This window comes from Herbiconiux sp. 11R-BC (genome assembly GCF_049472555.1).
GTDB lineage: Bacteria > Actinomycetota > Actinomycetes > Actinomycetales > Microbacteriaceae > Herbiconiux.
Genome location: NZ_JBCEBO010000008.1, coordinates 191204 through 209170, shown reverse-complemented (window position 1 = coordinate 209170; position 17967 = coordinate 191204). Strand labels below are relative to the sequence as shown.

The window sequence follows — 17967 nt, the reverse complement described above, 5'->3', positions numbered from 1 at the left end:
GGCACGCAGTCGACTCGGGGTCAGTCGGGGGGAGTGAGGGCCGGCCAGAGCAGGGTGAGCAGGCGGTCAGCCCACTCCTCGTCGGGCTCGCCGCCGCGGATGACGTGCCCTACGGCCGAGCCGAGCAGCACGCTCACCACGAGCTTGACGTCGAGGCCGGCGCGCAGGTCGCCGCGCGCGACCGCCTCGTCGAGGAACGCCACGAGCTGGTGGCTGCGCATCCGGATCATCAGGCGCAGCTGATCGGTGAACGGCCCTTCGTCGCCCATCAGGATGGCGGCGACCGTGCCGCGCCCCACGATCTCCTGCACCCGCTCGCGCCCGGCACCGAGCAGCCAGTGCAGGGTGTCGTAGGTCGACAGCCCGCTCGGCAGCGTCACCTCGGTGGTGGCCGCGTCGATCGCGGCGGCGAGCAGCGCCTCACGGTCTTCGTACCGCCGGTAGATCGTGGTCTTCGCCACCCCGGATGCCGCCGCCACCGCTTCGACGTTGACGCCCGCCGGCCCCCGGTCCCTCAGCAGCTGCAGCGTCGCGGCCACGATCCGCGCGTCGGCCCCGCCGTGCGCATCCGGCTCGACTGCGCGGTCGCTCATGGCTGAAGTCTAGTTGTGTGAGGTGTGCGAGCCCCCACCCGCCCCCACCCGCACAAGCCGCGCCGAGTGTGCGGCCGCAGCCTCGCCCCCTACCGAACGCAACGGGTCCCACCCAGCCGACCCCGGGTGAGCGCGCGCCCGCGAAGCGACCGCCCCAACGGCCCCCAACCGGCCTACCCCGGCCAGCGCCCGCCCGCCCGCAACCGAACGCAACAGGCCCCACCCGGCCGACCCCGGGTGACCCCGCGGCCGCGCAGCGACCGCCCGAAACGAGCCGCGCCCGGCCTACCCCCTGGCCAGCACCCGCCCGCCCCGCCCCCAACCGAACGCAACAGGCCGCACCCAGCCGCCCCAGGGTGAGCGCGCGGCCGCGCAGCGACCGCACGCGAACATATCGCGGAGCGCCGGGCGGGGACCGGCGCGACCCGTGGACGCCGCGCGAAGCACGGCGCCCACGGCAGCAAGCACTATCACAGCCCCCGATCGACCATGTCGAGCAGCCGGGCTGTGGAGTGGTCGATCATGCGGTCGTCGAGGCCGCGGAGGGGGCCGTCGATCACGAGCATCCCGAGGCCGTGCACCGCCGCCCAGGCCAGGAACTCGGCGTTCTCGCGGCGGCCGGCAGGCAGAACGCCCGCGGCGACCAGGGAGTCCAGCGCGGCCCCCACGAGCTGGAAGGGTGTGCGCCCCCCGCGACCGGCCTTCTCGGGGACGTTCGCGCGGCGCAGGTCGTCGGGCACCGAGAACGCGGTGCGGAAGAGGCCGGGCTCCTCGCGGGCGAAGGCGATGTAGCCGAGCCCCACGGCGCGCAGCTGCATCCGGGCGTCGGCCTCGGGGTCTCCGGTGGCCGGATGCGCCGCCAGCTCCTGCTCGATGCGATCGGCGGTGAAGCCGAGGCAGGCATCCGAGACCGCGTGCAGAAGGGCGAGGCGGTCCTCGAAATGCCGGTAGGCGGCGTTCGGGGAGACGCCGGCCCGGCGCGTCGCCTCACGCAGCACGATCGCACGCGGGCCGCCCTCGCGAGCCATCTCGACGCCGACTTCGACGAGTGCGCCCCGCAGGTCGCCGTGGCGGTAGGTGGTGCGCGCGGCGGGCTCGCGTTGCTCGCTCATAGCGGTCCTCGGGGTGGACGATTCGTCGATGGCGACGGCAGGAACGACCTGACCGTTGTGGACAGTGTACACATCGATGTCGTGCGGGTCGCCACTACGCCGCGCGGGTCATCCGGTCGTTCACTCCCCGGCGATGACGTTCAGCACGAGCACGGCGGAGTCGTTGGCCCCGATGTTGTACTCGTTCGTCTCGTTCTCGTCGCAGAGCTGGCTGGTGGCGACGTCCTCGATCTCGGCGACGAGGGCCTGGGATGCGCGCAGCTCGTTCTCGAGGCCGGCGATCGCGGTGACCCGCTCGCCCTGCAGGGCGGTGAGCGAGTCACTCAGACGTTCGCGGTCCTCGAGGGAGATGGCGGCGTCGGACAGCGCGCGGTCGCGCTCGTCGGCGAGGATGCCGATCTCGGCGCGCGCGGCGGCCAACTCGTTCTCGAGCTCCGCCACGCGGGCGCGGGCAGCTTCGAACGCCGTGTCGTCTGCGGGGGCGGGTTCGTGCGCCGACTCGGCCACGGCATCCGGAGTCGCCTCGCTCGCGGCGGCGGCGGCGGCAGCTGCTGCGGCGGCCACGGCGACCGACTGCTCCTCCTTCGCCTGAGCGAGCTCGCTCTCGAGTTCCGCGATGCGCGCCTGCTGCGCGTCGAGCGCGGCGGCGTTCGACGCCAGCGCGGCGGATGCGCCCTCGCCCTCGGACGACAGCGACTCGAGCGTCGCGGCGTGGTCGGCGCGCAGCTGCGCGATCTCGGCCTCGAGGCGCTCGGCGTTCGCCGCGCCCTCCGCGGCAGCGGCGGCGACGGCCGCCTCGTGCTCCGCGGAGAGTCGCTCGWTCTCGGCCTCGAGRCGTTCCGCGGTCGCCGCACCCTCGGCGGTGGCGGCGGCAAGAGCGGCCTCGTGCTCGTCGGTCAGCGCGGCGATCTCGGCCTCGAGGCGCTCGGCCGTCGCGGCACCCTCCGACTCGGCGGCGGCGAGGGCCGCTTCGTGCTCGGTGCGCAGCTGCGCGATCTCGGCCGCGTGCGAGGAGCGCAGCTGGTCGAGCTCGGCCGCGTGGTCGGCCTGCAACTGCTCGGCCTGGCTGCGGAGCAGTTCGGCATCGGAGGCGTGGCCCGAGCGCAGCTCGTCGCTCTCGGCTGCGTGCGCGGCCCGGAGCTCCTCGACCTGGGCGGCGTGCGCCGCGGTGAGCTGCTCCACCTGCGCGGCGTGGCTGCCGCGCACCTCGGCCAGCTCGGCGGCATGGGCGGCGTGCAGGCTCGCGATCTGGGTCTCGTAGCCCGCGACCACCGCCTGGTTCTCGTCGCCGAGCCGCACGGCGGTGGCGGCGAGCTCCGCCTGCAGCAGGCCGGTCTGCTCACTGAGCACGGCCTCGTGGCGTGCGCTCTCCTCCACGATCACGGCGTTGAGGCGGCCGGTCTCGGAGTCGAACTGCGCGCGCAGGGCGGTGGTGTCGTTCTCGTAGCGGGCCTGCAGCTCGGCGAGCTCCGACTCCCGCTGGCGCAGTGCTGCGGTGGTCTCGTCGAGGCGCGCTTGCGTGTCGGCCAAGCGGGCCGAGGTGTCGGCGAGCTGGGACTGCGTCTCGGCGAGCCGGCGCTCCGCATCCGTCCGCGCTTCGTCGCGGCTGCGGCGGTCGTCGACCACGAGCCCGAGCTGCGCCCGGATGATCTCGAGCGGGTCGCTCGACTCCACCTCCTCGATCGGCACCACGACCGGCGGCTCGTAGGCCGGGTGGGCGGTGGGGTCGACGAAGTGGTGACGGTAGAGCTCGTCGACGATGCCCTCGTAGCGAGCCCGGAACTCGGGCGTGCCGATCTTGAGCGAGGCCCCGATGAAGCTCAGCGCCGTGCGGTCGCGGCCCGTGAGCTGGTATTCGGTGGCGGCGGGCGCGCCGGGCTGAGGCGCCTCGGGGATGTCGGGCGTTTCGGTCGGGGTGGCGTCGGACATGATGCTCCTACTGGCCTCGCGGTGTCGGGTGGCGGCGGCGGCCGCTCGTGCGGGTTGCCGCTGGTCGAAGCGGCTCGTCGTGTTCCAGGTTAGTAGTCGTCGCGAGAACCGCGCAGCCGTTCGAGCTCGCGACGGTCTCGTTTGGTGGGCCGGCCGGTGCCCCGGTCACGCAGGGGGACGAAGGCCACGGCCTCGCGCGGTGGCGGCGGGGGAGTGAGGTCGAGGGCGATCTCGGCGGCGACGGTGGCCGAGCCGCGCTTCACCCCGAGACCGGCGACCTTCAGGATGCGGTCGAATCCGCTGATCCGCGCCCGCACCTCGTCGCCCACCTTCACGCTCTGCGCGGCCTTCGCCCGTTCGCCGTTGAGCTTCACGTGCCCGGCGCGGCAGGCGGCCGTGGCGAGGGAGCGCGTCTTGTAGACGCGCGCGGCCCAGAGCCAGCTGTCGACGCGCACCGATCCTTCCGCTGCCATGCGCCCAGCCTGCCACACGGCCCTGCACCTAGGCTTGGGTGGTGTCCACGCCGCCCACCGCATCCGCCCGCCCGTCGATGCCGGCGCCCTTCGATCCGGATGCCGCCTACGAGGCTTTCGCGGAGTGGGCCGCGAACCGCGGCACCGCCCTCTACCCGGCGCAGGACGAGTCGATCGTGGCCATCGTCTCGGGCGAGAACGTCATCCTCTCCACCCCCACCGGCACCGGCAAATCGCTCGTCGCGGTCGGGGCGCACGCGGTGGCGCTCGCCCAGGGCATCCGCAGCTACTACACGGCTCCCATCAAGGCGCTCGTCTCCGAGAAGTTCTTCGACCTGGTCGAGATCTTCGGCGCCGAGAACGTGGGCATGGTCACCGGCGACTCCTCGGTGAACGCCGACGCGCCGATCATCTGCGCGACCGCCGAGATCCTCGCGAACCTGGCCTTGCGGCACGGCCCCGACACCGCCGTGGGCCAGGTGGTGATGGACGAGTTCCACTTCTACGCCGAGCCCGACCGCGGCTGGGCCTGGCAGGTTCCGATCCTCGCGCTGCCGAAGGCCCAGTTCGTGCTGATGTCGGCCACCCTCGGTGACGTCGACTGGCTCGCCACCGACCTCTCGCGCCGCACGGGGCGGGAGACCACCGTCATCACGGGCGTCGAGCGCCCGGTTCCCCTCACCTACCACTACGCCACCACGCCCATCCAGGAGACCGTCGAAGAGCTGCTCTCCACGCAGATGGCGCCGGTGTACATCGTGCACTTCGCCCAGCTCGCGGCGATCGAGCGCGCCCAGGCGCTGTCGAGCATCCGGGTGGCCTCGCGCGAGGTGCGCGACGAGATCGCCGAGCTGATCGCCGACTTCCGCTTCACCACGGCTTTCGGCAAGACACTGTCGCGGCTGATCCGGATGGGCATCGGCGTGCACCACGCCGGCATGCTGCCGAAGTACCGGCGGCTCGTGGAGCGGCTCGCGCAGCGCGGGCTGCTCAAGGTGATCTGCGGCACCGACACGCTCGGGGTGGGCATCAACGTGCCGATCCGCACGGTGCTGCTCTCGGCGCTCACGAAGTTCGACGGCACCCGGATGCGCCAGCTCACCGCTCGCGAGTTCCACCAGATCGCGGGGCGGGCGGGGCGCGCCGGCTACGACACGGCCGGCACGGTCGTCGTGCAGGCGCCGGAGCACGAGACCGAGAACCTCAAGGCGCTGGCGAAGATGGGCGACGACCCGAAGAAGCGGCGCAAGTTCATCCGCAAGAAGGCGCCGGAGGGCTTCGTGTCGTGGGGCGAGCCGAGCTTCGAGAAGCTCATCGCCGCGCAGCCCGAGCGGCTCACCTCCCACCTCACGGTGACGCACGCGATGGTGCTCAACACGATCGCCCGCGGGGGAGACGTGTTCGACAACATGCGCGCGCTCCTCGAGGACAACCACGAGTCACGGGCCTCGCAGCGCGACCTCATCCGCCAGGCCCTCGCCATCTACCGCACGCTGCGCACGGCCGGCATCGTGGAGCAGGTGACGGATGCGACGACCGGGCGCACCCTCATCCGCCTCACCGTCGACCTGCAGCCGAACTTCGCGCTCAACCAGCCCCTGTCGCCCTTCGCGCTCGCCGTGTACGACCTGCTCGACGAGGACTCGCCCACCTTCGCGCTCGACGTCGTCTCGGTGACCGAGGCGATCCTCGACGATCCGCGGCCGGTGCTCTCGGCGCAGCAGTTCGTGGCGCGCGGCGAGGCCGTTCAGGCCATGAAGGCGGAGGGCATCGAGTACGAGCAGCGGATGGAGCTGCTCGACGAGGTGAGCTACCCGAAGCCGCTCGCCGGTCTGCTCGGCGAGGCGTTCGACACCTATCGGGCCTCGCAGCCCTGGATCGGCGACTTCGACATCTCGCCGAAGTCCGTCATCCGCGACATGTACGAGCGGGCGATGTCGTTCGGCGAGTACATCGCGTTCTACCGCTTGCCGCGCTCGGAGGGGCTGGTGCTGCGCTACCTCTCCGATGCCTATCGCACGCTGCGCACGACGGTGCCCGACGAGTACAAGAACGACGACCTGCTCGACCTGATCGAATGGCTCGGGGAACTCGTGCGGCAGACCGACTCGAGCGTGCTCGACGAGTGGGAGTCGCTGATCAACCCGGCTGCGGTCACGGCGGCGGCCCGCGAGGAGTCGGAGGCGATCGTGCCGCCGGCGCCGCGCCTGCTGACCTCGAACCCGCGGGCGTTCCGCATCCTGGTGCGGAACGAGCTGTTCCGGCGGGTCACGCTGGCCGCCCGCGAGGCGTGGGAGGAGCTCGGGGAGCTGGACGCGGGGTCCGGCTTCACCGCGGCGCGCTGGGCAGAGGCGATGGACCTCTACTACGACGTACACGACTCGGTGGGCATCGGCCCGCACGCCCGCAGTGCCGCCCTGCTCATCCTCGACGAGGGCCCCGCGGTGTGGACGGCCCGCCAGATCTTCGACGACCCGGCCGGCGACCACGACTGGGGCATCTCGGCCGAGATCGACCTCGCGGCCTCGAACGATGCCGGGGTGGCGGTCGTGCGCGTGCTGCGCGTCGACCAGCTCTGATAGAACGGAGGAGAATCGGGGGCTTCGTGTGCACTGCGTCGACGAGACCCCCGATTCTCCTCCGTTACGTCACCCCACTCGCGGCAGCTGCCACCCGAACGCGATCGCCAGGATGCGCAGCCCCGCGCACACCACGAACCCGATCGTCATGGCGACCGCGGGCGTGAGCCGCGCCTTCGCCCCGAGGTAGACCGCGAGGGCGCCGGCGGCGGCCGCCGAGGCATAGATGCTCGACGTGAGCACGGTGGGCACGTGCCCGAGCAGCACGTCTCGGGTCATCCCTCCGCCCACCGAAGTGAGCGTGCCGATGATCACCACCACCCAGCCGTTCGAGCCGAACTCGAGCGCCTTCTCCGCGCCCGTGATGGCGAAGAGACCGAGGCCCAGGGCGTCGAGGACGGCGATCACGTCGTCGGGCGCGGTGGCTCCCGCCGCGACGAGGGCGAACGCCCCGAGCGAGCCCAGGAGCGCGACGATGATGCGCGACGGCGAGCGGAACGCGAACGGCGGCGTGTCGCCGAGCAGCACGTCGCGCAGGATGCCGCCCACCATCGACGACACGCAGCCCACCACGACCACCCCGAAGAGGTCGAGTCCACTCACGGCCGCGAGCCGAGCGCCCTCGAAGGCGAACAGCAGGGTCGCCACGATGTCGGCGACGGTGAAGGCCAAGGTGGCGTGTGCGCCGCGCCGCGCCCAGCTGCTCGGGCGCCGCGCCGGGCCGCGGGCTCCTGCGGGAGCGGCACCCATCGCGCCCGCGCCCGTCGCCGCCTCGTCTCGTTCAGCCGGCATGGGCATCCGCCGTTCGGTCGAGCGGGGCGAGAGGGCGCTCCAGGCAGAGGAGGTCGGCGCGGTCGTCCCACGACGCGGTCTCGACGAAGCCGAGACGGCCGTAGAGGGCGATCGCCGGGAGCCGCCAGCGCCACACCGACAGTCGCACCCGCTCGGCGCCGGATGCCGCGGCCTCCCCGATCGCCGCCTCCAGCAGGCGGGTGGCGAGTCCGCGGCCGCGATGCCCGGGGTCGACCCAGAGGCGCTTCACCTCGCAGGACGCCGGCCGGCCGGTTGGGCCGGTGACGATCACGACACCGCTCGCCGGATCGGTGGGCGAATCCCGCGCCAACAGCACCACGCAGCCGGCGAAGGCCCGCGCGGGGTCGTCGATCTCGGCACGACAGCGCGGTGGAAGAGCCGCGGCCGAGGTGACGCCCGAGCCCTTCTCCGCCTCGGTGGCGAGATGGTAGGCGGTCAGCAGGGCGGCGAGCTCGGAGGTGCCCGGCTCCGGCAGCGCCCTGGCAGCGGTGATGGGTGTTGCGGGCGAGGGCGCCCCGGTGGAGGGTGCCGCGGTGGTGGGGCTGGTGGGTGTTGCGGGCGAGGGCGCCCCGGTGGAAGGTGCCGCGGTGGTGGGGCTGGTGGGTGCTGCCGGCGACGGCGCCCCGGCGGAGGGCGCAGCGGGCGAGGGCGCCGAACCGGAGCCCGCGGCACCGGGCGCGCGGCCGCTGAGCGCGCCGTTCCAGCGCTCGATCACGCCGGCCGCCCGGCGTCGGGGCCGTGCGCACCGGGTCGCACCCAGCGGGCGAGCAGCATGCTGCCGCTGCGCAGCAGCAGGCCGAGCTCGAGGTCGCGCGGCGAGGATCCCTCGCCCGGTGCGCTCACGATGCGCCGCCCGCTGCCCCCCTCGAGCATCGGGCTCGTGGTGAGGCAGAGCTCGTCGACGAGCCCGGCCGCGGTCAGTTCGCCGAAGAGCGAGGGGCCGCCCTCGCACAGCACCTGGGCGAGCCCGCGACCGGCGAGCTCTCGCAGCACCGTGGAGGGGTCGACGCGCTCGGCGCCCGCGTCGATCACCGTGGCGACCTCGGCGAGCCGCGCTCGCGCATCCGCCGGCGCCGACGCCACGGTGAACACGAGGGGCCGCACCGGTGCCTCGGCGAACAGCGCGCTCGCGGGGTCGAGGTCGAGACGGCCGCTCACGAGCGCCATCGCCGGATGCTCGGGCAGCCCGGATGCGCGCCGCCAGCGCACGAAGCGCTCGCCGACCGTGAGTGCCCCGTAGCCCTCCGCGCGTGCCGTGCCCGCTCCGACGAGAACGACGTCCGCGACACCGCGCAGGGTGTCGAACACCGCCTTGTCGGCCGGCCCGCCGAGCCCGCCGGAGAGACCGTCGACCGTGGCGGAGCCGTCGACGCTCTGGATGAAGTTGACGCGCAGCCAGGGCTCGCTGCGGCGCGGGGGTGCGTAGCGCGCGAGCAGCTCGTCGGGGGAGAGCGGCCTGGAGGGCTCCGGGAAGAGTTCCACGATCTCGGCCGGTGCGGCGGCGCCAGCGGCGGCGGTGTCGGTCTGGGTCTCGGTCACGCGGGCTCCGATCGGCGGCAGGGTTCAGAAGTCAGGGTTCAGAAGTCAGGGGTCGGGCGGCGTCAGACATTGTGCACGGCGAGCACCGGGTCACGGAACCCGAGAATGCCCTCGAGCATCCGCATCGAGGCAACGGCCGCCCGTACGTCGTGCATCCGCACCACCCGGGCGCCGAGCATCACGCACGCCGTCGCCGCCACGATCGAGCCCTCGAGCCGCTCCGACTTGGGCACGCCGAGGGTCTCGCCGATGAAGTCCTTGTTCGACACGGCCGCCAGGGTGGGGAGGCCGATCGCCGTGATCTCGGCCATCCGGCGGGTGAGTTCGAGGCTCTGCACGGTGTTCTTGTTGAGGTCGTGGCCCGGGTCGATGAAGAGGCGGTCCTGGCCGACCCCGGCGGCCACCGCGCGTTCGACCCGCAGCTCGAGGTAGGCCCGCACCTCGGCGGCGATGTCGTCGTAGTGCGGATGCGGGTAGGGCGTGCGGGGCGCGGCCAGGCTGTGGGTGATGACGAGCGAGGCGCCGGACGCGGCCACCACCCCGGCCAGCTCAGGGTCGCTGAGCCCCGTGGTGTCGTTCACCACGTGGGCTCCGGCGGCGATGCAGGCCGCAGCCACCTCGGCGCGGAACGTGTCGACGGAGATCACGACGTCGCTGCGCGCGCTCACTGCCTCCACCACCGGAAGCACCCGGTCGAGCTCCTCGGCGGCGGGGATCTCGGGGCCGGGGGCGAATTTCGCCCCGCCGATGTCGACCCAGTCGGCGCCCGCCTCCGCCGCGGCGAGGGCGGCATCGACCGCCCGGTCGAGGGCGAAGGTGGCTCCCTGGTCGAAGAAGGAGTCAGGGGTGCGGTTGACGATCGCCATCACGGCCACCTGCCGGTCGAAGTCGAATCGGCGCCGGCCGAGGGTGCGCACCGGATGGCGGAGTCTCATGCATCCATCATGGCTGCTCGGCGCGGTCGCGCGCGTTCAGACGTGAGAAGCTGGGTGGATGACCGAGGTCCCCGCCCGACTCCCGCCCCGTGACAGCGGAGACGCCTGGGTGGAGGGGCCGGACGGCCGGCGCTACTGGGGCCGCTACGGCGCCGCCGGGCTGCTCGTGCACGACGAGGCGGCCGGGGTGCTGCTGCAGCACCGCGCCGAGTGGAGCCACTTCGGCGGCACCTGGGGGCTGCCCGGCGGGGCGCGACACGCGGGCGAGTCCGCGGTGGCCGGCGCCGTGCGCGAGGCGGGCGAGGAGGCCGGTGTGCCGGCGGACGCGCTCGAGATCGCCTTCACCTCGACGGTCGACTTCGGCTTCTGGTCGTACGTCACCGTGGTGGCCCGCGCCTCCCGCCCCTTCGAGGCGACCATCGGCGATGCGGAGAGCCTCGAGCTGCGCTGGGTGCCGGTGGCGGAGGTCGATGCGCTCCCGCTGCACCCGGGCTTCGGGGAGGCTTGGCCGGGGCTGCGCGCGCGACTGGGGCGGCGCATCCGGCTCGTCGTCGACGCGGCCAACGTGGTGGGCTCACGGCCCGACGGGTGGTGGCGGGACCGCGCCGGAGCGGCTTCGCGCCTGCTCGGGCGACTGGATGCGCTGAGTGCGGCAGGCGTGCCGGTCGAGGCTCTCGAGAGCGCCGACGCCGATCTCGCGGGCGGCCGCTGCTGGGCCGGCATCGTGGTGGTGCTCGAAGGGCAGGCCCGGGCCGCGGAGCTGCCGGTTCTCGCGGCGCCGACGGGTGGCGACGGGGACGCGGTGGCCGCACCGGATGCGCCCCTCGCCGAGACCGTGACCGAGCACCCCGACGGAGCGGCCGCGATGGCGCCGGCGCTCGAGATCGTGCGCGCACCGGCATCGGGCGACGACACGATCGTGGCCGTGGTGGAGTCGGCGCTCGCCGCGGACGCTCGCGGTGCCGATCGGCTGCTCGTGATCACGGCCGACCGCGAACTCGTCCAGCGCGTGACCGCCGCGGGCGCGGAGACCCGCGGCCCGGGCTGGCTGCTCGAGCAGCTCGACGCCCTCGACTGACCGCCGGGCCTGTGTCGCGGCGGCGTCTGGCGGTGTTGATGCCGCAGACGCGCCATAGTGCTGGCCGCGGGTGCCTCGTGGCAGCGCCGGCATAGCAACCGCCTCGGTGCCGTTGCCGGCACCGAGGCGCGCGGTGCTGATGCCGCTCCCTACTTCTCCCGCCGGCCACGGGCTGCTCGCGGCGCAACGCGTGCGCCGACCCGCATCGCGTGCGCCGACCCGCATCGCGTGCGCTGACCCGCATCCGCGCGCCCCGACCCGCAACGCGTGCGCCGACCCGCATCCGCGCGCCCCGCGTCGCCGATGTCCGCGCCCTCACGTAGTCTTCTCGCACGATGACCATCACCGCCGGCACTCCGTCCACCGCCGGTGGCTTGCGCCCGCCTCATGACGGTGCGCGCGATGACGATGTGCGCCGTGACGATGACCCCCGTGACGATGGGCGCCGTGACGGTGTGCCCCGTGGCGAGGTGCTCCCTGACGCCGCCCGCCCTGCGCGCCGCGACGACGCTCCGCTCGAGCTCCACTACGAGCCGCGCGAGCCGGTCGACTACCGGGCCACCCTCGCCCCCCTCCGCCGCGGCGCCGGCGACCCCTGCGTGCACGTCGACGAGAGCGGCGCCGTCTGGCTCGCGCTCCGCACGCCCGAAGGGCCCGCCACGCTGCGCTTCTCCGGCGCCCGCGGCCGGGTGCGCGTGTGCGCCTGGGGGAGCGGAGCGTCCGCTGCTCTGCAGCAGGTGCCCGAGCTGCTGGGCGCCGACGACGCCGGGCACTGGGCCGAGCTCGACCTCGGCGCCTCCGCCCTGCTCGCGGACGCGAGGCACCGCAACCCCGGCCTGCGCCTCACCCGCACCGGCCGGGTGTTCGACGCTCTCGCGCCGGCCGTCATCGAGCAGAAGGTCACCTCGGTGGAGGCGTTCCGGGCGTGGCGCATCCTCGTCACCGTGCACGGCGAGGCCGCCCCGGGGCCCGCTCCCGCGCGGATGCGGCTGGCACCCACCCCGGAGGTGTGGCGGCGCATCCCGTCGTGGGAGTGGCACCGCGCCGGGGTCGACCCGCGTCGCTCGCGCACCGTGCTCCAGGCTGCTCAGGTCGCGGCGGGTCTCGAGCGCACCACCGCGCTCGGCCGCGGGGGCGCCGAGGTCGAGCGCCTGCTCCGCACCGTGAACGGGGTCGGCGTGTGGACGGCGGCGGAGACCGCGCAGCGCTCGCACGGAGACGCGGATGCGGTCAGCTTCGGCGACTACCACCTCGCCGCCCACATCGGCTGGGCACTCGTGGGCCAGCCGATCGACGACGACGCGCTCGCCGAGCTGCTGGAGCCGTGGCGGGGGCACCGGCAGCGCATCGTGCGCCTGGTGCTGGCGAGCGGGTTCCGCAAACCGCGGCACGGCGCGCGGATGACGATCCAGGACCACCGCGACCACTGAGCGCTCAGCCCCACTCGGGCATGCATCAGCAGGCGAGCCGCGACCCCCGCCCGGTCGACCCGAGGGATCAGTACCAGTGCGGGCTGCGCGCCGTCCACTGCGAGAGCGCCTCGCACGGCGTGCCGTACACATCGGAGATGTAGGCGAGTCCCCAGTTGATCTGCGTCGCGGCGTTCGTGACGTAGTCCGCGCCCATTGTCGCCATCTTCGAAGCCGGCAGCGATTGCGGGATGCCATATGCCCCACTGGAGGCGTTGTAGGCATTGGCCTGCCACCCGGATTCGCCAGTCCAGAGACTGACGAGGCAACCGAATTGGCCACCGCCCCAGCCATAGGAGCTCATCTGGCTCGCGGCGTAGGCTTGCGCGTCGGCGGGCGACGCGACGGCCGAGGAATCAGGAACCCAAGCGCTATCGAGGGGGTTGTCGGTCGCTCCACTCGCCGCGGCCGCCGCAGCCGCCGCGGCCGCTTCGGACGCCTTCTTCTGCGCCTGGTACACGAGGCCCGCCTGGTAGCCGGCCTCGACCGATTCGCTGGTCTGCTTGAGGCTCGCGAGCTGGGCGGTCATCTGGGCGTTCTGCGACTGCGCCAGCGCCACGGCCGCATCGGCTTCGGTCTTCGCCGAGGCCGCCGCGTCCTTCGCCTGCGAGGCCTCCTGCTCGAGGGCGTCGCGGGCGGTCTTCGCCACGTCGGCCTGCGAGTTCAGCGCGTCGGCCGTGTTCTGCGCCTGCACAGCCTTGTTGCGGATGCCGGCGGTCTGCTCCGTGAGCTTCGACATCGCGCCGAGGCGGTAGAGCAGAGACGTCGAATCGCCCTGGTTGAGGATGAGGTTCACCGTCGAGTCGCCGCCGTTGCGGTAGAGCTGGGCGGCGAGCTGCCCCACCTGCGTGTTGGCCTTGTCGGCGTCGGCCGTGGCGGTGGCGGCTTGCGCGGCGAGGGTGGCGGCGTAGCCGGCGGCCGCCTCGGCGTCGTACTTCGCCTTCAGATACTCCTGGCCGCGCTGCAGATAGACGGTGTTCGCAGCGTCGGCGGCCTGCAGGTTGGCGGTGAGCTGACTCTGGATCTTCGCGACCTCCGCCTGCGTCGCCTGCACGTTCTGCTTGGCGGCGTTCACCTCGTCCCACGAGGGGAAGACGGGGTCGGCGCGAAGGCCCGCGGGCGCATCCCGGATCGTGGCGGGGGCTCCGGATGCGCTCGCCGCTGCGGGCAGACCCGGCACGGCGACGAGGGCCGCCACCACCGAGAGCACCCCGAGTGCGCGGGCAGAGGGCTTCCACATGCGGTCCAGGCTAAGCGACGAACCCGAAAGAGAAGGCGAAGGGATGCGCGCGTCCCGATACCATGTCGCCATGGATCCCGTCGTGACCGAGGGCTGGAACGACTTCGCCGTCGCCACCGCCGGAGCGGCCGGCGCGCTCGCCGGGCTCATCATCGTGGCGATGTCGGTGAACATCAAGGAGATCATCTCCGGCCAGGCGCTGCCGGCCCGGGCGGGCGCGACGATCGCCTCGGTGGTGGTCATCGTGGTGTCGTCGGCGGCCATCCTCATCCCGGGCCAGCTCGCCGTGGCCCTCGGCCTCGAACTGGTGCTCTTCGCCGCGGGCGGGCTGGCACTGCAGGTGGTGGCGATCAAGGAGATGTTCGCGACCAGCGAAGGCGCGTCGCTGCGGGACAAGGTGGCCCAGAGCGTGCTGGGCGTGGGGCAGCTGCTGCCCGTACTGGTGGGCGGCGCGTTCGTGGCGGCCGGCGCATCCGCCGGGCTGTTGGGCGTGGCGGCGGGGTTCATCGCGATCTTCGTCGTGTCGATCCTGAACGCGTGGGTGCTGATGGTGGAGATCCTCCGTTAGGAATGCCGGGCGAGTTCGGAATAAATCTCCAGGTCGATGCATTTGTATTGACACAGGCCACCTTCGCGCCTCGCTCACGTCCACGACTCACGAAGAGAGAACACCATGACTGACACCATCGAGATCCCCGGCTACAAGGTCGGCACCTGGACCATCGACCCCTCCCACTCCGAGGTCGCCTTCAGCGTGCGCCACATGCTCATCAGCAAGGTCAAGGGCACCTTCGACACCTTCACCGCCACTTTCGTGACCGGCGAGAACCCGCTCGACACCACCGTGTCGGCCACCGCCGAGGTCGCCTCGGTGAACACCAACGACAAGAACCGCGACGGCCACCTCGCGACCAACGACTTCTTCAACGCCCCCGAGTTCCCCCAGATCACCTTCGTCTCGACCGGCGTGCGCAACGTGGGCGGCGACTACAAGGTCGACGGCGATCTCACCATCAAGGGCGTCACCAAGCCCGTCACCTTCGACTTCGAGTTCGGCGGCTTCGGCACCGACGCCTACGGCAACTACAAGGGCGGCTTCGAGGCCAAGACCGAGATCGACCGCAACGACTTCGGTGTGAACTGGAACGCCGCTCTCGAGACCGGCGGCGTGCTGGTCGGCGACAAGGTCACCATCACCATCGACGTGCAGGCCGTCCTGCAGCCGTAATCTGCGGGGCTTCGCCCCTCTTCGAGGGCGTCGCGGGCCGGGTTCACCCCGGGCCGCGACGCCTTTCGCGTTTCTCCCCGAGACTTCTCCACAGGCCGGGATCCGGTGGCCCTGTCCACAGATCGCCGGTTTCACCCCCGTGGCCTGATGGTGCTCAGGACACTGGTCGCATGACCACGATCACCGCACCCTCCCGCACCTCCACCACCGGCCCGTCGGCATTCGCCGAGGTCGACGACCTTCTGGGGTTCCGGCCGCAGAGCTCTCTCGTGCTGCGCGTGCGCCGTCGCCGAAGACCGCTCGCCGTGCTGCGCATCGACCTGCCGCCCGGTGCGCTCTCGGCAGCTCACGGCGAGTTCGCGCGCCGGCACCTCGCCGAGGCCGTCACCGGCATGCTCGCCCGCATCGAGGGAGCCGTCGATGTCGAGCTGGTGGTCTACGCCGAACCCCCGGGGCGCGACGGTAGGCCTGCCGTCTCCGGGGTCGCCGAGTCGGTCGCCGCGCGACTCGACGCTGCGGGCTTCGCGGTCCGGCGCGCCTTCTGGGTGAACGGCGCGCGCTGGGCCGAGCTGCACCGGGGGGTCACGCGGATGCGCTGGCAAGCGATGCCGGAGGCCCCCGGATGCGCGGTACCCGGCCCGCAGTCGCCGTCCTCCGTCGCCGCGGCCGGCTCGCCGATCCCCGCGCCGACCGGCGCCCGCACGGGGATGCCACCGGCCGCCGATCCCGGTGGCCGTTCGACCGGTGCGCACTCCGCCGCGAACGCAGTGCCGCCGCCGCATGCCGATCCGCACCACGGCCCCTTCGTTCCGATCACCGCGGCCACCGCGGAGCGCCGCACCCGCGCCCTGGCCACCCTCGCGGGGCTGCAGCGGCCGGGGCGCGACGGCCGCGACGACGGCCCGGTCGAGCAGCTGCTCCACTGGCACGCCGTGCTCCGCTCCGAGGGCACGCTGCCCACCGATGTGCGCTCGATCTCCCTGGCCTGGTCGCTGCGGCACAAGCCGTTGCGCGACGCCGTGCTCCTCCTCTCCGCCTGGGGTCTCGACGCCGGCGTCGTCGCTCTGCGCGAGGCGGGCGACTCTGCGGTGTGCCGGGGGAGGAGGCGGGGAGTGGTGCTCGAGAGCTTCCTCGGCGAGGGTGAGACGGCTCCCGAGCGCTCGGCTCTCCGTCGTTCGGTGGAGGTGCTGCGAGGAGTGGTGGAGTGCGTTCCCGAGCCCATCGCCGGCGCCCCACTCACGATGCTCGCGTGGCTCGAGTGGGCGCGAGGGCGCGGGAGCGTGGCCGTCGCCTACCTCGAGGAGTGTCGCCGGGTCGACCCCGACTACGAGCTGGCGGCGCTGTTCCGCACCATGCTCGCGCGCGGCTTCGTGCCGGAGTGGATCGTGGCGCCCCGTTCCGGGGCCCGAGCGGGCGGTGTCCTCGACGCGGAGCCGTCCGGTGCGCGCTGACGCGCCGGCCGCCGTGAGGGCGGCCGCGCCGACGCGTTCAGTGGCCGGTGAGCGGGCCGAGGAGGCGGGCCGCGAGCGAGCGCCGGCCGGTGACCGACTCCTCGAGGTCGGCGGCGCCGGTGCCCACCAGCCCCAGGTTCGCTCCCACGAAGCGCCACGGTTCCGGCTCCCACTTGGGCGAGAGGTGGTTCACCCATGGCAGGGCGGTGAGCTCGGTCGAGGAGCCGACGATGAGATCAGCGAGGGTGCGCCCGGCGAGGTTCGTCGTGCTCAGGCCGTCGCCCACGTAGCCGCCCGCGAAGGCCACTCCGGTGCGCGGGTTGAAGCTCGCCGTCGCGTGCCAGTCGCGAGGCACGCCGAGGGGGCCGCCCCACCGATGGGTGACTGCCGCTCCGCGCACGGCGGGGAAGAGCTCCACGAGGGTGCGTTCGAGGTGCCCGAACACGCGGTCCACGCGGTCGTAGCTCGGCTTGATGCTGCTGCCCCAGTGGTAGCGGGCGCCACGGCCGCCGAAGGCGAAGCGGTTGTCCGCGGTCCGCTGGCCGTAGATGAGCAGGTGCCGGTAGTCGCTGAAGGTGGTGCCGTGCTCGATGCCGAGCTCGTCCCAGAGCGCGTCCGGCAGCGGCTCGGTGGCGATCATCAGGGAGTAGAGGGGCATGATCCGGCGCCCGACACCCGGCAGCTGGGAGCCGTACGCCTCGGTGGCGATCACGATCTGCTCGCATTCCACGAGCCCCTCTCCGCCGGCTCCGGAGTACAGAACCCGGTGAGGCGCCCACTCCACCACCTCGGTCCGCTCGGCGATCACGACGCCGAGCTGCTCCACCACACGGGCGAGTCCGCGCACGAGCTTGGCGGGGTGCAGTCGCGCACAGGCCGGGTCGAAGGCGGCGGCGAGCGAGGAGGTCGCCGAGAGGGCACGGGCCCTCGGGTCGTCGTGCGATCCGGGGGTCACGAGTTCGAGCTGGTCGACGCCGAACTCGCGCGCGGCGTCGACGTCGGCCAGCGCGGCAGCGCGCTGAACGCCGTCCCGGGCGAACACCAGGGTGCCGCCGTGCGCGAAGTCGCAGTCGATGCCTTCGGCGGCGGTCACCCGGCCGACTTCGGCGACGGTGTCGATCATCGCCTGGCGCATGGCGCGGGCGGCCTCGTCGCCGTACTGCCGTCGCAGGGCCTCCGTCGAGCGGGGGAACAGCGCCGAGCACCACCCGCCGTTGCGGCCGGAGGCCCCGAACCCCACGGTGTGCTTCTCGACCACGGTGATCGCGAGCTCGGGGTTGCGCTTCTTCAGGTAGTACGCCGTCCACAGTCCGGTGAGGCCGCCGCCGATGATGCACACGCCCGTCGAGAGGTCACCCGAGAGGGGCGCCCGAGGGGCCAAGAGGTCGGGGCGAGCAGATGCCGCGTCGGTGTGAGCGGATGCCGTGTCGCTGTCAGCCTGCGCGCCCTCGGCGTGGTGGCTGTCGGCGCCGAGCGAGTCGAACCAGAACGAGATGTCGCGGAGCTCCCGCACGGTGCCGGCCACCCG

The 17967-nt window shown here is 73.0% G+C and carries 16 protein-coding genes; 6 read left to right on the top strand and 10 right to left on the bottom strand.

All coding sequences use genetic code 11. The features are described from left to right. Window positions 1-20: 20 nt before the first annotated feature. The 4 genes from VD659_RS17450 to VD659_RS17435 form a co-directional block, all read right to left on the bottom strand. Window positions 21-593 carry a TetR/AcrR family transcriptional regulator gene (locus VD659_RS17450; RefSeq protein WP_137838807.1) on the bottom strand — a complete coding sequence of 191 codons (573 nt, stop codon included), beginning with the start codon at window positions 591-593 and terminating at the stop codon, window positions 21-23. 470 nt (window positions 594-1063) lie between these two features. Next, window positions 1064-1705: a TetR/AcrR family transcriptional regulator gene (locus VD659_RS17445; RefSeq protein WP_423262303.1), complete on the bottom strand. Its 642-nt coding sequence runs from the start codon at window positions 1703-1705 to the stop codon at window positions 1064-1066. Window positions 1706-1825: 120 nt separating this feature from the next. Then, entirely contained in the window at window positions 1826-3634 is a 1809-nt protein-coding gene (locus tag VD659_RS17440) for a hypothetical protein (protein WP_423262302.1), read from the bottom strand. Window positions 3635-3723: 89 nt separating this feature from the next. After that, window positions 3724-4107, bottom strand: coding sequence for an RNA-binding S4 domain-containing protein (locus VD659_RS17435; RefSeq protein ID WP_423262301.1), 384 nt, complete (start codon window positions 4105-4107; stop codon window positions 3724-3726). Between the two features lie 77 nt (window positions 4108-4184). Here VD659_RS17435 and VD659_RS17430 point away from each other — a divergent pair, with 77 nt between their 5' ends. Beyond that, window positions 4185-6686 carry a DEAD/DEAH box helicase gene (locus VD659_RS17430; protein WP_423262333.1) on the top strand — a complete coding sequence of 834 codons (2502 nt, stop codon included), beginning with the start codon at window positions 4185-4187 and terminating at the stop codon, window positions 6684-6686. A gap of 69 nt (window positions 6687-6755) precedes the next feature. On the opposite strand, the gene VD659_RS17425 is transcribed toward VD659_RS17430, so the two are convergent. The 4 genes from VD659_RS17425 to folP all read right to left on the bottom strand — a co-directional run bounded on the left by VD659_RS17425 (window position 6756) and on the right by folP (window position 9973). Then, the gene (locus tag VD659_RS17425) at window positions 6756-7478 is read right to left on the bottom strand and encodes a trimeric intracellular cation channel family protein (RefSeq protein ID WP_423262300.1); all 723 of its coding nucleotides are present in this window, start codon (window positions 7476-7478) and stop codon (window positions 6756-6758) included. Further along, window positions 7468-8214 carry a GNAT family N-acetyltransferase gene (locus VD659_RS17420; protein ID WP_423262299.1) on the bottom strand — a complete coding sequence of 249 codons (747 nt, stop codon included), beginning with the start codon at window positions 8212-8214 and terminating at the stop codon, window positions 7468-7470. The genes VD659_RS17425 and VD659_RS17420 overlap by 11 nt, the downstream gene beginning before the upstream one ends. Continuing rightward, the gene (locus VD659_RS17415) at window positions 8211-9038 is read right to left on the bottom strand and encodes a pyrimidine reductase family protein (RefSeq protein WP_423262298.1); all 828 of its coding nucleotides are present in this window, start codon (window positions 9036-9038) and stop codon (window positions 8211-8213) included. Before VD659_RS17415 ends, VD659_RS17420 begins: the two co-directional genes overlap by 4 nt. Before the next feature lie 62 nt (window positions 9039-9100). Next, the gene (gene folP, locus VD659_RS17410; RefSeq protein WP_423262297.1) at window positions 9101-9973 is read right to left on the bottom strand and encodes a dihydropteroate synthase; all 873 of its coding nucleotides are present in this window, start codon (window positions 9971-9973) and stop codon (window positions 9101-9103) included. A 58-nt stretch (window positions 9974-10031) separates the two neighbouring features. On the opposite strand from folP, the gene VD659_RS17405 reads away from it, so the two are divergent. Together VD659_RS17405 and VD659_RS17400 are read left to right on the top strand one after the other, a co-directional pair. Further along, entirely contained in the window at window positions 10032-11051 is a 1020-nt protein-coding gene (locus VD659_RS17405; RefSeq protein ID WP_423262296.1) for an NUDIX hydrolase, read from the top strand. Window positions 11052-11386: 335 nt separating this feature from the next. Beyond that, window positions 11387-12481: a DNA-3-methyladenine glycosylase family protein gene (locus VD659_RS17400; RefSeq protein ID WP_423262295.1), complete on the top strand. Its 1095-nt coding sequence runs from the start codon at window positions 11387-11389 to the stop codon at window positions 12479-12481. A 67-nt stretch (window positions 12482-12548) separates the two neighbouring features. On the opposite strand, the gene VD659_RS17395 is transcribed toward VD659_RS17400, so the two are convergent. Next, the gene (locus VD659_RS17395; protein WP_423262294.1) at window positions 12549-13760 is read right to left on the bottom strand and encodes a coiled-coil domain-containing protein; all 1212 of its coding nucleotides are present in this window, start codon (window positions 13758-13760) and stop codon (window positions 12549-12551) included. A 70-nt stretch (window positions 13761-13830) separates the two neighbouring features. Here VD659_RS17395 and VD659_RS17390 point away from each other — a divergent pair, with 70 nt between their 5' ends. The 3 genes from VD659_RS17390 (at window position 13831) to VD659_RS17380 (ending at window position 16439) form a co-directional block, all read left to right on the top strand. Continuing rightward, window positions 13831-14328: a hypothetical protein gene (locus VD659_RS17390; protein WP_423262293.1), complete on the top strand. Its 498-nt coding sequence runs from the start codon at window positions 13831-13833 to the stop codon at window positions 14326-14328. A 105-nt stretch (window positions 14329-14433) separates the two neighbouring features. Beyond that, window positions 14434-14988 carry a YceI family protein gene (locus VD659_RS17385; protein WP_137838492.1) on the top strand — a complete coding sequence of 185 codons (555 nt, stop codon included), beginning with the start codon at window positions 14434-14436 and terminating at the stop codon, window positions 14986-14988. A 170-nt stretch (window positions 14989-15158) separates the two neighbouring features. Further along, window positions 15159-16439 (top strand): DUF4192 family protein, encoded by a 1281-nt coding sequence (locus VD659_RS17380; protein WP_423262292.1) that lies wholly within the window; start codon window positions 15159-15161, stop codon window positions 16437-16439. Between the two features lie 37 nt (window positions 16440-16476). On the opposite strand, the gene VD659_RS17375 is transcribed toward VD659_RS17380, so the two are convergent. Continuing rightward, entirely contained in the window at window positions 16477-17964 is a 1488-nt protein-coding gene (locus tag VD659_RS17375; RefSeq protein ID WP_423262291.1) for an NAD(P)/FAD-dependent oxidoreductase, read from the bottom strand. Between the last annotated feature and the right edge of the window lie 3 nt (window positions 17965-17967).